At 67.7% G+C, this 14,167-nt stretch carries 12 protein-coding genes; 6 read left to right on the top strand and 6 right to left on the bottom strand.

Going from position 1 to position 14,167, the window contains the following annotated elements; all coding sequences use genetic code 11:
- Positions 1-411: 411 nt before the first annotated feature.
- Positions 412-732, top strand: coding sequence for a hypothetical protein (locus tag G3N98_RS33875; RefSeq protein ID WP_089474453.1), 321 nt, complete (start codon positions 412-414; stop codon positions 730-732).
- Between the two features lie 125 nt (positions 733-857).
- On the opposite strand, the gene G3N98_RS33870 is transcribed toward G3N98_RS33875, so the two are convergent.
- From G3N98_RS33870 to G3N98_RS33855, 4 genes are all read right to left on the bottom strand, one after another.
- Positions 858-1,202 (bottom strand): DUF4148 domain-containing protein, encoded by a 345-nt coding sequence (locus tag G3N98_RS33870; RefSeq protein ID WP_043177725.1) that lies wholly within the window; start codon positions 1,200-1,202, stop codon positions 858-860.
- A 200-nt stretch (positions 1,203-1,402) separates the two neighbouring features.
- Positions 1,403-2,815 (bottom strand): NADP-dependent phosphogluconate dehydrogenase, encoded by a 1,413-nt coding sequence (gene gndA / locus G3N98_RS33865; protein WP_089474452.1) that lies wholly within the window; start codon positions 2,813-2,815, stop codon positions 1,403-1,405.
- Between the two features lie 97 nt (positions 2,816-2,912).
- The gene (locus tag G3N98_RS33860) at positions 2,913-3,554 is read right to left on the bottom strand and encodes a DUF938 domain-containing protein (RefSeq protein ID WP_206150598.1); all 642 of its coding nucleotides are present in this window, start codon (positions 3,552-3,554) and stop codon (positions 2,913-2,915) included.
- Complete coding sequence (locus G3N98_RS33855; RefSeq protein ID WP_206150597.1) at positions 3,551-4,447, bottom strand: NAD-dependent protein deacetylase; 897 nt, start codon at positions 4,445-4,447, stop codon at positions 3,551-3,553. Before G3N98_RS33855 ends, G3N98_RS33860 begins: the two co-directional genes overlap by 4 nt.
- Before the next feature lie 1,031 nt (positions 4,448-5,478).
- On the opposite strand from G3N98_RS33855, the gene G3N98_RS33850 reads away from it, so the two are divergent.
- Positions 5,479-6,210 (top strand): GNAT family N-acetyltransferase, encoded by a 732-nt coding sequence (locus G3N98_RS33850; protein ID WP_206150596.1) that lies wholly within the window; start codon positions 5,479-5,481, stop codon positions 6,208-6,210.
- 21 nt (positions 6,211-6,231) lie between these two features.
- Here G3N98_RS33850 and G3N98_RS33845 read toward each other — a convergent pair whose 3' ends face one another.
- Positions 6,232-6,630, bottom strand: a complete 399-nt coding sequence (locus G3N98_RS33845; protein ID WP_206150595.1) for a lysozyme inhibitor LprI family protein — start codon at positions 6,628-6,630, stop codon at positions 6,232-6,234.
- Positions 6,631-6,815: 185 nt separating this feature from the next.
- Between G3N98_RS33845 and G3N98_RS33840 the strand changes: the two genes are divergently transcribed.
- Positions 6,816-7,796 carry an LLM class oxidoreductase gene (locus G3N98_RS33840; protein ID WP_206150594.1) on the top strand — a complete coding sequence of 327 codons (981 nt, stop codon included), beginning with the start codon at positions 6,816-6,818 and terminating at the stop codon, positions 7,794-7,796.
- Positions 7,797-8,074: 278 nt separating this feature from the next.
- Positions 8,075-10,567, top strand: a complete 2,493-nt coding sequence (locus tag G3N98_RS33835; protein ID WP_206150593.1) for a mechanosensitive ion channel domain-containing protein — start codon at positions 8,075-8,077, stop codon at positions 10,565-10,567.
- Between the two features lie 27 nt (positions 10,568-10,594).
- Here G3N98_RS33835 and G3N98_RS33830 read toward each other — a convergent pair whose 3' ends face one another.
- On the bottom strand, positions 10,595-11,428 hold the full coding sequence (locus G3N98_RS33830) for a CerR family C-terminal domain-containing protein (protein ID WP_206150592.1): 834 nt from the start codon (positions 11,426-11,428) through the stop codon (positions 10,595-10,597).
- A gap of 92 nt (positions 11,429-11,520) precedes the next feature.
- Between G3N98_RS33830 and G3N98_RS33825 the strand changes: the two genes are divergently transcribed.
- Entirely contained in the window at positions 11,521-12,642 is a 1,122-nt protein-coding gene (locus G3N98_RS33825) for an HlyD family secretion protein (RefSeq protein WP_206150591.1), read from the top strand.
- Positions 12,635-14,167, top strand: a 1,533-nt coding sequence (locus G3N98_RS33820; RefSeq protein WP_206150590.1) for an MDR family MFS transporter, incomplete at its 3' end; no start/stop codon positions are given. The genes G3N98_RS33825 and G3N98_RS33820, both read left to right, overlap by 8 nt.

Raw genomic sequence — 14,167 nt, 5'->3', positions numbered from 1 at the left:
CAGGACCTCGCATGCCGCCCACCGCCCCCCGGCGCGCGACGCACGATGTCCGGCCGAACGGCCGGATCAACCAGTAGACGACCGCGCTAGCGGCCGTCAGTTTCCACAGCGGGACGTGGGGGCGAATGGGCTCACCGGCCCCTTTTTCGCGTCGTCCCGACCGGCAAAGATACCATTTGTGGCGGTCAAGGCCGCGTCAGGTGCCTGATCCGGCAACAATCTTGCGGCGTCGCGCCAGCGTGCCGGTGGCCTGCAAGCCGCGCCGCGCGGGCCGGCGGGCGGGCTTTAGCGGCGCTTCCGCTCGCCGCGCCGCCCTTGCGGGCAGTCTCGATCCCGTCACATTCTCCCCGTCGTTCGCCACCTATACTCGGTGATGCACTGCGCGATCCAACGATAACGAGGAGCATGACAATGAACAACGCGACGTTTCTTTCCGTGCAGCTCAACGCCGACGACTTCTCCGGTTCCAGCGGCCTGGTCGAATTGCTCAACCGGCACCTGCTGTTCGCGACCGACGTCGCCGAGGCGGCCGATGCGCTCGTCCAGCTGGCGAGCGTCGCGCATATGACGGGCGCCACGCGCCACAGCGTCGAGCTGCCGATCCTCGCGATCGAGCGGCTGCGCGATGCGCTCGACACGTTGAGCGGCTACGACGAAACGTGGCTGCAGGTGCTGGAACCGGCCGAAGCGCTGGTCCGGGATATCGGGCACCGCCGGCACCCGCTGCACTGAACTGGCGGCTGGCGGCTGGCGGGATAGGCGCGCCGCCAATGAAAACAGCCCGCCGTTCCGCATGACGGAACGACGGGCTGTTTGTGCTTCCAGGGTCGGATCAGGCCGCCGAGGCGGCCGCACCATTAACGACCCTTGTAGATCGGGGCGTCGTCAGCAATACGCTTGACTTGCCAGCCGGTCTTGGCCTTGGCCGGCGCGCCGGATTCCTGCGCGGCAGCCGGTTGCGCGCCGTAGCCGGTCGTGTCGGCAGCGGCGACGTTCTGTTGCGGGTTCAGGCGGGCTTCAGCAGCCTGGATGCCTTCCGGGTAGTTCGTACGGTCGCTGCCCAGCTTGTAGCCGGCCTGTTGCACGGCGACCAGGTCGGCCTTGACCTGTGCACGGGTGACGGGCGCGTTCTGTTGGGCGAACGAGACGGCGGGAACGGCGAGGACGGCAGCTGCGGCGAACGTTGCGATCAGCGATTTCATGATTACCTCCGGGATTTTTTTGCTCCGCCGCACACACCATGTCTGCAGCGATGGAACAGAGTTTAGTCCCGGCAGCACCTAGGGAAAACCATGAAACGACGAAAACACTATTTCCCAGGAACCAACAATCCCGGCATCCGGTATCGAAAAACCCTATCGATAGAATAGATTTTCGCAACAATGCCGCCCTCGCAAGCCAGTTACGACCAGTTCGCGTGGAAGCTGCCCGGCTTGTCGGTACGCTCGAACGTGTGCGCGCCGAAGAAATCCCGCTGCGCCTGCACGAGGTTCGCGGGCAGCCGCTCGGAGCGGTAGCTGTCGAAGTACGCGACCGCCGACGCGAACGCCGGTACCGGCACGCCGGCCTTCACCGCCGCGACCACGACATCGCGCAGCGATGCCTGGTAATTCGCGGCGATGTCCTTGAAGTACGGGTCGAGCAGCAGGTTCGCGAGCGCCGAATCCTTCGCGTACGCGTCCGTGATCTTCTGCAGGAAACGCGCGCGGATGATACAGCCCGCACGGAAGATCTTCGCGATCGTGCCGAGATCGAGGTTCCAGCCGTACTCTTCCGACGCCGTGCGCAGTTGCGCGAAGCCCTGCGCGTACGAGATCACCTTGCTCAGGTACAGCGCGCGGCGCACCGCTTCGACGAACGCGGCGCGATCGCCTTCGAACGGCGCGGCGGCCGGGCCCGCCAGGACCTTGCTGGCCGCGACGCGCTCGGTCTTCAGCGACGACAGCACGCGCGCGAACACCGATTCGGTGATCAGCGGCAGCGGCACGCCGAGATCCAGCGCATTCTGGCTCGTCCACTTGCCGGTGCCCTTCTGCGCGGCGCGATCGAGGATCACGTCGACCAGGTGCTTGCCGGTTTCCTCGTCCTTCTTGCCGAAGATCTTCGACGTGATCTCCATCAGGTAGCTGTCGAGCTCGCCCTGGTTCCACTCGGTGTACACCGCGCCGAGTTCGTCGTTGGTCAGGCCCGCGACGTCCTTCAGCACCGCATAGCTTTCGGCGATCAGCTGCATGTCGCCGTATTCGATGCCGTTGTGGACCATCTTCACGTAATGGCCCGCACCGTCCGGGCCCATGTACGCGACGCACGGCTCGCCGTCCGACGGCGCCTTTGCGGCGATCTGCTTGAGGATCGGCTCGACGAGGTCGTACGCATCACGCTGGCCGCCGGGCATGATCGACGGGCCGCGCAGCGCGCCCTCTTCGCCCCCCGACACGCCGGTGCCGATGAAGTGCAGGCCCGATTGCGCGAGCTCCTGGTTGCGGCGGATCGTGTCGGTGAAGTGCGTATTGCCACCGTCGATCAGCACGTCGCCCTTCTCGAGCAGCGGCTTGAGCGACGCGATCGTCGCATCGGTCGCTTCGCCGGCCTTCACCATCATCAGGATCCGGCGCGGCGTTTCGAGCGACGCGACGAATTCCTCGAGCGTATAGGTCGGCACCAGATTGCGGCCGGGGAATTCGGCGATCAGTTCGTCGGTTTTCTCGCGGCTGCGGTTGTACACCGACACCGCGTAACCGCGGCTCTCGATATTGAGTGCGAGATTGCGGCCCATCACCGCGAGCCCGATCACACCGATTGCTTGTTTGCCCATTAGTCAATTCTCCGGAAAAAACGGGGCGCGACCCGAGCCGGGTCGCGCGCACAGGCGAAAGGATAGTGGAAACCCGGCGGCGATGCGCGCTTGCCTGTCATTGCTCCGCGTGAGGCAGCCGCCGGAACACGACGCTCAGGTTGTTCGCCGGCATCTCGACCACCTCGATGCAGTCGAGCCCGCGATCGAGGCCGAGTGCGACGACGGTCTCGAGATCGCGCACGCCCCACGACGGGTCGCGGCCGCGCAGCTGCAGGTCGAACGCTTCGTTCGACGGCGCCGTATGCCGGCCCTCGCGACGATACGGCCCGTACAGGAATAGCACGCCGCCCGGCCGCAGCAGGCGCGACGCACCCGCGAACAGCGCGTCGGTGCAGGCCCACGGCGAGATGTGAATCATGTTGATGCAGACGATGGCATCGAGCGTGTCGACCGGCCACGACGCGTCGCGCACGTCGAACGCGAGCGGCTCGGCAAGGTTGGCAAGGCCGGCATGGGCAACCCACGCGGCGATCGACCGCCGCGCCTGCGCATCGGGATCGCTCGGCTGCCAGTGCAGGCCCGGCAGCGCCTGCGCGAAGTGGACCGCGTGCTGCCCCGTGCCGCTCGCGATTTCGAGCACGCGGCCGCTCGCCGGCAGCACGCGGCGCAAGACGTCGAGGATCGGCCCGCGATTGCGTTCGGCCGCCGGCGCCGACAGCCGCGCGGACGGATCGGGCGAAGAAGTCGGGTCGGTCACGATGCCTGCTCCGGTGCGTGGTTCGCGAGGCCCAGCCGTGCAGTCAACGCGTCGAGCGCGGGTGCGCAGCGCGCCTCGACCTTCAGCGTCAGCATCGGATCGGCGCGCGTATGGCCGAGATTGAGCGCGGCGACCGGCTTGTTCTGTGCCTGCGCCCACACGCAGAAGCGGTAGCCGGAATACACCATCAGCGACGAGCCGACGACCAGCAGCGCATCGGCCGCCTCGAGCGCCTGCGACGCGAGCGCCACGCGCTCGCGCGGCACGTTTTCGCCGAAGAACACGACCGCCGGCTTCAGCAGCCCGCCGCACGCGGGGCACGCCGGAATGCGGAACGTGTCGAGCGCGGCCCATTCGAGGTGCGCGTCGCCATCCGCGGCCGGCTCGGCCTGCGCGCCCAGCAGTTCGGGATTGTCGGCCTCGAGCATGACCTGGATCGTCGCGCGCGCATGATGCGCGCCGCAGCCGAGGCACGTGACGCCGTCGATTCCGCCGTGCAGTTCAATCACGTCGCCGCTGCCCGCGCGCTGGTGCAGGCCGTCGACGTTCTGCGTGACGAGCCGCTCGATCCGTCCCGCGCTGCCGAGCCGCGCCAGCGCCACGTGCGACCCGTTCGGCTGCGCGCGGCCGACGACGGGCCAGCCGATCATGCTGCGCGCCCAATAGCGCCGCCGCGCGGCATCGGAGCCGAGGAATTCGTGGAGCTGGATCGGCGGAGAGCGCATCCATTGGCCGTTGCGGTCGCGATAGCCTGGAATGCCGGAATCGGTGCTGATGCCCGCGCCGGTCAGCACCAGCAGGCGCGGATGACGCTCGACGAACGTGTGCAGCGCATCGAGTGCGGCCGGATCGACGTCGGCGGTTGAGGGATCGTTCTGAGCTGTGTCGTTCATGTTGGCAACGCGTGATCGGGCGCGCCGGCAAGCCGTGCGCCCGCACGGGCGGCCAGACACGCCAGCACATGATACAGAACGCCGCGCGATCGGGCCGATGGCCCGCGTCGCACATCGGCGCACAAAAAAAGACGCCCATCCGCCACTCGGCGATGGGCGCTTCAACAATTGATCCATCGGGGTAGTGGATCAACTGACAGCACAATTTCGCGGCGTCCGCCCTGCTGCGGCGGGTGAACGCTTCCCCTGGACTCCATGTGTTCCGCGATGCCGAATGCATCGATGCGCTGCCGGCTTTCCGGTGCGTGCCGGTTCGGCCCCGTCGCGCCACCGCAATGCACGGCACGCACACGTCTACGCCGCACGACGACTTGCGTTGCGCGCGGCAGATTGACGATCCGGGATCCGGGCCGGGCCATCCGCAGGCATTCACGGTTCATCCCCGACGGCCGACTGGCACCAGTCGGCCTCGTGCGTCATGCCTGCACGTCGTCGTTCAGAACAAACCCGATTGCTCGGATGGAACGGAAAGCCGCGCGCTCACGTCGCCTCGATAAACGGCGAAGCGAATGGCCCGGCAGGTCGGCGATTCATGTTTGCAACACGACACGTTGCGATTCGGTCTGTTTTCATTCTCTTGTCCCCGTCTCCGATACGTCCGACCCACTGAAGCGATCGCCGGACCGACTGCGTCCGCGACCGCGCTCACGGCCTGCACAGATATGCAAGGAGCGCACCATGCTTCACGCCGCAAGGCCGCGCGGGTCAAAACGGGGCCATCGACGCGCATCGCGCACCGGCAAACAGCGCGAACGTTTCGAAACTGAAACGCCTGCGGATCGGCTGCCGTCGGCCGGCCAAGCCGTCACGCCGCACCCGCCCGGCCCGGGCAAACAGCGCGACGTTGCCTCTGCGCGCGACTACCGAACGGCTTACAATCGCCCCACTGTGCCGCATGAACCGGCGCGCGGCGCCGTCCTGGCCTTCCACGCGCGGCACGCACCACCCGACCGGAGCCCACTACCCGACGCATGCCTGACGCACACGACTGGCTGGATACCGACTACCGCACGCTGTTCCGCCTGCATCCGGATCGCCGGATCGAACGCGAGAACGATCCCGACTGCTCGCCCGGGCCGCGCTTCTGGCTCGGCCGAAGCGCCGACGGCAACCTGGCGGGCATACGCGCCGACGTGCCCACTGCTGTTGCAGACGAACTCGCGCACCTGGCCAGCAGCGAACCGCCGTTGGCGGACCACATGCAGCCCGCGCACCTCGATCGCTATCTCGCGCTGCTCGCCCCTGTTCCACACTGGAATATCGGCCTTGTCTACCCGCTGCCGCACGCACTCGGTTTCGACACCGACGCGCGCGTCGCGCTGATCGACGGCGACAGCGACGCGGGCCGGCATCTGCTGCATGCGCTGTCCACGCACGGGATGCCCGAAGGCCTGTACTCGATGGGATTTCGAAGCGCCGCCGATCTGTGGGCGCCGTGGTGCGCGGCCGTCGTCGATGGAGAAGTCGCGTCGGTCGCGTTTGCCGCGCGGCTGTCCGAAGCCGGTGCCGAACTCGGTCTCGCGACGGCCCCTGCATTTCGTGGGCGCGGGCTCGCGGCGGCGGTGACCGCGGCGTGGTCGCGGCTGCCGTCGCTTCAAACGCGCACGCTGTTCTACAGCACCGACAGCGACAACCGCGCGTCACGACGCGTGGCGTCGCGCCTCGGCCTCACGCTGCGCGGCACGACGCTGCGCGTGGCATAGCACTGGAGCCGGCGCGACACCTCAACGAAAGGCGTCGATCACCTTGATGCGACGCTCGGTTTCGTTGACAAAGCAACTGTCGACCTCCACGAGCCCGAGCGTGCCGCCCGCATCGGGCTGCCGCGATTCGGCACACTTCGCGTCCCGCGCCTTGAGCCAGCGGCGCTCGTCGTTGCGCAGTCTCGCCTGCCCCTGCGCATCCAGGCTCGCCATCTTCGTCTTGTAGACCGCATTCAAGCGCTTGTCGGCTGCTTCGTATTTCAGTCCGAGGCAATTGCGGATGTCGGCCGTGTAGCCCGTTTCCTCGGCGGTCTTGCAAATAGCGGCGCGCTGCGCATCGTCCGCGAGCGCGTCCGACGCGACCGCGAAAAGCATCGCGCTTGCCGCCAGACCGATCGCCATGTGTCGAAGCATGTTCATCCGGATTTGTTGTTTTCGATGACGGAAGGCCCCGATTATGCCCGGCCCGCAGCCCGCATGACCTGCGTTGCCTCGACGTCAACCGGTCACCGCGCATGCCATACCGGGCAACCGTCGTGCAAACACGCTAGCATTCGAACACGCAACGTCGCGCGTTCGCTTCGCGCTGCCTCCAAGGACTCGACATGACCACGCCCGCCCCTGCCCGCCCCGATGTCGCGCATCGCGTCTTTTCGGACGGACGGTTGTCGATCGGCCTCACGCTTCCGCTGCTTCGCACCGGCCATATCGTCGCCGACTTCGACGAGCAGCTCGAACTCGCGGCGCTGGCCGACGCGCTCGGCTTTCGCGCGCTGTGGATTCGCGACGTGCCGCTGAACAGCGCCGACTACCCAGATCCGGTCGGGCACCTCGACCCGTGGGTCCTGCTCGGCGCCCTGGCGGCACGCACGCGCCGGATCGCGCTCGCCAGCGGCGCGATCGTGCTGCCGCTGCGTCATCCGCTGCATATCGCGAAAGGCGCGCTGTCGGTCGCGACACTGTCGGGCGGCCGCTTCATTCTCGGGCTCGGCTCCGGCGACCGCCCGCCTGAATATGCAGCGTTCGGCGTCGACGCAGAGACGCGGCGCGACCGCTACCGCGCCCACTGGGACATCGTCGCGGCCGCGCTCGGCGTGCCATCGCGCGTGGTGCCCGACGAAGCGCCGCCCGATGCGCCCGAATTCACGCTGCTGCCGCGCGGCGCCGACGCCGTGCCGATGCTGGCGGTCGGCTCGGGCGGACAAAGTGTCGACTGGATCGCGCGGCACTCGCTCGGCTGGATGACGTACCACCGCGATCCGGACACGCAGCGCGCACGCCATTCGATGTGGCGCGCGGCGGTCGACCGGCTCGCGACGCCCGCCTTTCGCGCGTTCGGCGTATCGATGCGGCTCGACCTCGTCGCGGATCCCGATGCGCCGGCTACCGCATTGCCGCTCGGCTATGCAACCGGACGCCGCGCATTGATCGACATCCTGCGGGACATGCACGCCGCGGGCACGCACCACGTCACGCTGAATCCGGGCTTGGACCGGCCCGTGCGCGAAGTCATCGAGGAAATCGCGGAACACGTTCTGCCGGTTTTTCACGACGAGCCCGCGCGATTCGGCAGGATTCCAGATTAATTCGACCCGACGCGGGCGTGGCTCATCGTTGTCGACGAGCCGGCATTACAAATGTCTTACGCGTTGATCATTGAAACGCCCCAACCTGTCCGACGACCTGCGGTCCGCGTCGGACACATGATTGCGCAAACGCGCCGCAAACGCCCGCGCCGCGCCGGGCATGCCCGATTCGAATGATCGTCGACGGAACTATTCGGTTCCCATCGCAATCATGTTAACTTCCGTCCATCGTTCAGCCTGGCGGGCCGCGCGCCGATGCGCGCCCGCATGCCTACTCCATGCGACATTTCCTCCTCGGCTGGCTGCTGGCCGCCGTCGTCTCGGCCGCCCATGCGGCCGCTCCCGCCCCGGCCGCCGCGTCGGCCGCTTCCGCCACCGCGCCCGCGCTGACGCCGCAACAGGCGCAGCAGGCACTCAATGTGCTCGAAAATCCGCGCGATCGCGCGCAGGTCGAAACGACGCTGCGTGCGATCGCGGCCGTCGGCGCGTTGAGCGCACCCGCGATCGCGGCGAGCGATGCGGCTGCGGCCAGCGCCGCGTCGGCCGCCGCGACCCCGGCCGCACTGACGTCGAACGGGCTCGCATCGATGCTCGTCCGGCAGGGATCGCGCTGGACCATCGAAATCGGCGGTGCGCTGAAGGAATCGCTGCACTCGCTGCTCGATGTCGGCTCGGTCGGCAACTGGTGGCATGACAAGCTGGTGCGCGCCGACGAGCGCGCGGATCTTGCACACGCGCTGTGGATCATCATCGCCGTGCTCGTGCCCGCGCTCGTCGTCGAATGGTTCGCGAAGCGGCTGCTGCGACGTGCGCTGACCGCAGTGGCCGCTCGGCGCGCCGACACGTCGCGCCGCACCGCGCCCGAGTCCGAGTCCGCGCCCGAGTCCGTTACACCCGACTCCGCGACGCTCGACGAAGACCACGCACCACCGGGCGCAGCCGCCCCGCCAGACGCGTCCAACGTCCCCGACGCCGCGCCCGCGTCGTCGCAAGGCCGCGGCCACGCGCGCCGCCACACCACGCTGCTGCACCGGATGCCGCGCGCGCTCGTCAGCCTTGCGTTACGTGCCGTGCCGCTGCTCGTGTTCGTCGGCGTCGCGAGCCTGACGATGTCGGTGATCGGCGATGCGGGCGCCCCGGTCGAATCCGCGCTCGAAGCGCTGATCGACATCTACGTGATCTGCCGACTCGTCACGATCGTCAGCCGGCTGTTCTTCCAGCCCGATGCGCGGCAATTGCGGTTGCTGCACATCAGCGACGCATGGGCCGACTTCGCGCAACGCTCGATCGCGCGGATCGTGATCGTGGTCGGCGCCTGCACGGCCGCGGTCGAGATCGCCGCGAACTTCGGCCTCAGCGACGCCGGTCACGTCGCGCTGCTGAAAGCCGTCGCGCTCGTCGGGCACCTGATGGTCTCGGCGCTGATCCTCCAGTGCCGCCTGCCGGTCGCCGCGCGGATCCGCGCGGCCGGCGAGGATCGCCCGTCCTTCGCGATGATCGCCAACGCGCTCGCGGACGCGTGGGCGCCCGTATCGGTCTTCATCGTGATGGCGCTGTGGTTCGTGTGGGCGCTCGACGTCCACAACGGCTACCGCGTGCTGATCACGCTCGGCGGCCGCTCGATCGCCGTGATGATCGGCATGCGGATCGTGTCGATCGTCGTGTTCGGCGCGCTCGCGCGGCTGTTCCAGGGCCGCGACGAAGATCGCACGATCGTCCATGCGCACGCGTACCGCTACTACCCGCTGCTGCGCCAGATCGTGTCGGGCGCGATCGGCATCGTGACCATCGTGCTGCTGCTGCAGATCTGGGGCGTACCGATTTTCCGCGCGTTCGAGACCGGCACGATCGGCCACCGGCTCGCGTCGGCGCTGGTGACGATCGCCATCGCGGCCATCGTCGCGCTCGTCGTGTGGGAAGCCGCGAACATCGCCATCGAGCGCCGCCTGCAGCGCTGGACGCGCGAAGGCAATCTCATGCGCGCGGCGCGGCTGCGCACGCTGCTGCCGATGCTGCGCACACTGCTGTTCGTGATGATCGCGCTCGTCGTCGTGCTGACGGGCCTCAGCCAGCTCGGCGTGAACGTCGGCCCGCTGCTTGCCGGCGCCAGCATCTTCGGTGTCGCGCTCGGGTTCGGCTCGCAGAAGCTCGTGCAGGATTTCATCACCGGGATCTTCCTGCTGATGGAAAACGCGATGCAGGTGGGCGACTGGGTCACGCTCGCCGGCGTGTCGGGCACGGTCGAGTACCTGTCGATCCGCACCGTGCGGCTGCGCGCCGGCGACGGGTCGTTGTACACGATTCCGTTCAGCTCGGTGACGACAGTCAACAATACGAATCGCGGGCTCGGCAACGCGGCCGTGAAGATCAGCATTGCCTACGGCGAGGATATCGATCGCGCGATCGCGACGCTGAAGGAGATCGGTGCCGCCTTGCGCGACGATCCGAAGTACCGCGACGGCATCCTGTCGGACTTCAGCTACTGGGGTATCGACCAGGTCGACGGCGCGACGCTCGCGCTGGCCGGACAGATGCAATGCACGGACTCGACGCGCTGGAGCGTGCAGCGTGAATTCAACCGGCGGATTGCGGAGACGTTCCGCGAACGCGGCATCCGGATCGCCAATCCGCAGCGCAGCGTCGTTGCGTACGCGGACGGATCGCGGCCGGTGGTCGATGACGAAAACGGCACCCACGGCGACAGCAGCCATGCTGCCGAAGTGACGGCCCGGCCGCCGTCGCCGGCCGCACCGGAGCGCAAGCCGGGTTGACCGGCCGGGGCCGACGGCGCGCCGCGTTCAACGCGCGGCGGGCTTGCTCCCGCGCCGCGGGCCTTTCGCGTCGGGCGTCGACGCCCCCGCCTTCGCCGTACGTTTCGCCGGCGCACCCGGCTCCCGCTTCGAGCCGGCTTCAGATTCGGCCGCCAATGCGTCGCGCTGCACGTGCCATTGCTGGAGCAGCACCCGCGTCTGCTCGGCAATCGTGTCGATCAGCAATTCCGCGCGCTCGCCTTCGAATGCCTCCCATTCGAGCAACTGCAGCGCCGAACGCTGCGCGATGTGGAACACCGTGATCTGCCCGAACAGGCTCAGTGCACGCAGGCGCGTGACGGGATCGTTGGCCGGCCGCCCCGAGATGCGGCCGATCAGCTCGGCGCTCACGTCGTTCAGCGGCTTGCGCATGCGCTTCATCAGGATCTCGCTCGCGCTCGCCGGCTCCTGGCCGCCTTGCTCGCGTGCAAAGAACATCCGCTGGTTCATCGTCTTCGGCGCCGTGAACATCCGGTCCGACAGCGCGCGCAGCAGCCCGACGAACGCATCGATCAGCACGTCGACGTCCGCGTCCGCATCGAGCATCGCCCACGCATGGCCGACCGCCGGCGCGAACACTTCCCAGCCGTGCTCCGCGATCGTCTCCACGCACGCGCGGTACACGCCTTCCTTGTTCTCGAAGTAGTACTGGAGCGCCGGCGCGTTCACGCCGGCCATCGCGGCGATCTCGCGCGTCGACGCCCCCGCGAACCCGCGCTCGCCGAACAGTTCGATCGCCGCCTCGATGATCCGCTGGCGCGTTTCGTCGCCGCGGGCGTAGCCGCCCGCCGACGTACGGCGCAGCTTCTTCGCTTCGTTCATGCCTTCCTCGTCATTCGATCGACCGACATTCTACTTGACACAATTTTATCAACTGGAATAATTCTTCCACTTGGAATAAATTGGATGCCAGCATGTCGACGCCGCAAGACCCGCCACAGAAAGCAGATCGTCAGGAAAACGGAACAACCCCGCGCAACGGCAACGGATCGAAACGGCGCATCCTGCTCGTCGTCGCCGTGCTCGCGGCGATCGGCGGCGCCGTCTGGCTCGGCCGCTGGTGGACGGTCGGCCGCTTCATCGAAAGCACCAACGACGCGTACCTGCAGGCGGACAGCATGACCGCCGCGCCTAAGGTCGCCGGCTACGTGACCGATGTGTACGTGCGCGACAACCAGGCCGTGAAGGCCGGCGATCCGCTCGTGCGCCTCGACGTCCGCCAGTACCAGGTCGCGCTCGCGCAGTCGCTTGCGACCGTCGACGCGCGCCGCGCCGACATCGCACGCGCCGAGGCCGACATCAGCCAGCAGCATGCGAATCTCGAACAGGCCGATGCACAGGCGAAGGTGTCGCGTATCAATGCGCAGCACGCCAGCGACGAATACACGCGCTATGCGCCGCTCGCCGCGACCGGCGCGGAAACGCACGAACGCGTGGCCGACCTGAAGAGCACGCGCGATCAGGCGGCCGCGACGCTCGCCGCGAACAATGCGTCGATCGCCGCCGCCCGCACGCAGATCGCGTCGTACACCGCGCAGCTCCAGCAGGCGCGCGCGCAGCTCGAAGCCGCGCAGGCCAGCGCCGCACAGGCGCAGCTCGACCTCGACAACACGATCGTGCGCAGCACCCTCGCCGGCCGCGTCGGCGATCGCACCGTGCGCGTCGGTCAATACGTGCAGCCCGGCACGCGCCTGCTGACCGTCGTGCCCGTCGACTCGATCTACCTCGTCGCGAACTTCAAGGAAACGCAGATCGGCAACATGCGCATCGGCCAGCCCGTCGAACTGCACGTCGACGCGCTGCCGGACGGCGCGCTGTCCGGCGTGGTCGACAGCTTCGCCCCCGGCACGGGCGCGCAATTCGCACTGCTGCCGCCCGAAAACGCGACCGGCAACTTCACGAAGATCGTCCAGCGCGTGCCGGTGCGCATCCGCCTCACCGCGGACGCCCGCGCGCAGCGCATGCTGCTGCCGGGGCTGTCGGTGACGGTCGACGTCGATACGCGCTCGGCCCGCGACGAGACGCATCATGGCTGAACCGTCCGCCACGATGCCGATGCCGCCGCACGAGGGCCGTGCGAGCGTGACCGACTGGATCGCGGTCGCGGCGGGCGCGCTCGGCGCGCTGATGGCGACCCTCGACATCTCGATCACGAACTCCGCGCTGCCGCAGATCCAGGGTGAAATCGGCGCGACCGGCACCGAAGGCACATGGATCTCGACCGGCTACCTGATGTCGGAGATCGTGATGATCCCGCTCGCCGCATGGCTCACGCGCGTGTTCGGGCTGCGCAATTTCCTGCTGACGAACTCCGCGCTGTTCATTGCCTTCTCGATGATGTGCGGCTGGTCGCATTCGCTGCCGATGATGATCGCCGGCCGGATCGGCCAGGGCTTCACCGGCGGTGCGCTGATCCCGACTGCACAAACCATCATCCGCACGCGGCTGCCGCTGTCGCAGTTGCCGGTCGGCATGACGCTGTTCGGCCTGATCGTGCTGCTCGGGCCGCTGTTCGGCCCCGTGCTCGGCGGCTGGCTCGCGGAGAACGTCAGCTGGAGCTGGTGCTTTTTCCTGAACCTGCCGGTGTGCCTGTTGCTGATGGCGTTGTTGATATTCGGGCTGCCGTCGGACCGCCCGCAATGGCATGCATTCCTGAACGCGGACTGGCTCGGGATCTTGGGTCTCGCGATCGGGCTGAGCTCGCTCACCGTCGTGCTCGAGGAAGGCCAGCGCGAGCGCTGGTTCGAATCGCAGATGATCGTCACGTTGAGCCTCGTGTCGCTTGCCGGAATGATCCTGATCGCGTTGTCGCAGATCTTTGCGAAGCGGCCGATCATGCGGCTGTCGCTGATGCGCAACCCGCGCTACGCGAGCGTGATCGTGATCGTGTCCGCGGTGGGCGCCGGGCTGTACGGCGTGTCCTACCTGCTGCCGCAGTTCCTGGCGATCGTCGCCGGCTACAACGCGGAACAGGCGGGCGCGATCATGCTGCTGTCGGGGTTGCCCGCCTTCCTCGTGATGCCGATCCTGCCGCGCCTGCTCGGCAAGGTCGATTTCCGCATCCTCGTGATCTCGGGGCTGCTGCTGTTCTGCCTGAGCTGCATGCTCGACATCAGCCTGACCGCGCAGAGCGTCGGCCACGACTTCGTCTGGTCGCAACTGATCCGCGGCGTCGCGCAGATGCTCGCGATGATGCCGCTGAACCAGGCCTCGATGGCGGCCGTCGCACGCGAAGACTCGGGCGATGCGGCCGGGCTCTACAACATGGCACGCAATCTCGGCGGCTCGATCGGGCTCGCGATCATCGGCACCGTGATCGACCGGCGCACGACCTTCCATACGGCCGCGCTCCGCGAATCGGTAACGGCGAACTCGCTGATCGGGCAGGACCGGCTGTCCGCCTACGCGGCCAACTGGTTCTCGCACACCGGCGACCTCGCGTATTCGAACATGCGCGCGCTCGGACAGTTGGCCCAGCAGATCCAGATCCAGGCCGTCGTGATGACCTATTCCGAAACCTTTTACCTGCTGGGCCTCGCGCTGCTTGCCTGCGTGCCGCTA

This window comes from Burkholderia sp. Tr-20390, from assembly GCF_017104595.1.
GTDB lineage: Bacteria > Pseudomonadota > Gammaproteobacteria > Burkholderiales > Burkholderiaceae > Burkholderia.
This window is presented reverse-complemented; position numbering and strand designations above follow the sequence as displayed.

Coding starts and splice junctions, on each gene's coding strand:
- G3N98_RS33825 (WP_206150591.1), top strand. CDS start 11,521: ATGTCGACGCCGCAAGACCCGCCACAGAAAGCAGATCGTCAGGAAAAC.
- G3N98_RS33870 (WP_043177725.1), bottom strand. CDS start 1,202: ATGAAATCGCTGATCGCAACGTTCGCCGCAGCTGCCGTCCTCGCCGTT.
- G3N98_RS33875 (WP_089474453.1), top strand. CDS start 412: ATGAACAACGCGACGTTTCTTTCCGTGCAGCTCAACGCCGACGACTTC.
- gndA (WP_089474452.1), bottom strand. CDS start 2,815: ATGGGCAAACAAGCAATCGGTGTGATCGGGCTCGCGGTGATGGGCCGC.
- G3N98_RS33840 (WP_206150594.1), top strand. CDS start 6,816: ATGACCACGCCCGCCCCTGCCCGCCCCGATGTCGCGCATCGCGTCTTT.
- G3N98_RS33850 (WP_206150596.1), top strand. CDS start 5,479: ATGCCTGACGCACACGACTGGCTGGATACCGACTACCGCACGCTGTTC.
- G3N98_RS33845 (WP_206150595.1), bottom strand. CDS start 6,630: ATGAACATGCTTCGACACATGGCGATCGGTCTGGCGGCAAGCGCGATG.
- G3N98_RS33855 (WP_206150597.1), bottom strand. CDS start 4,447: ATGAACGACACAGCTCAGAACGATCCCTCAACCGCCGACGTCGATCCG.
- G3N98_RS33830 (WP_206150592.1), bottom strand. CDS start 11,428: ATGAACGAAGCGAAGAAGCTGCGCCGTACGTCGGCGGGCGGCTACGCC.
- G3N98_RS33835 (WP_206150593.1), top strand. CDS start 8,075: ATGCGACATTTCCTCCTCGGCTGGCTGCTGGCCGCCGTCGTCTCGGCC.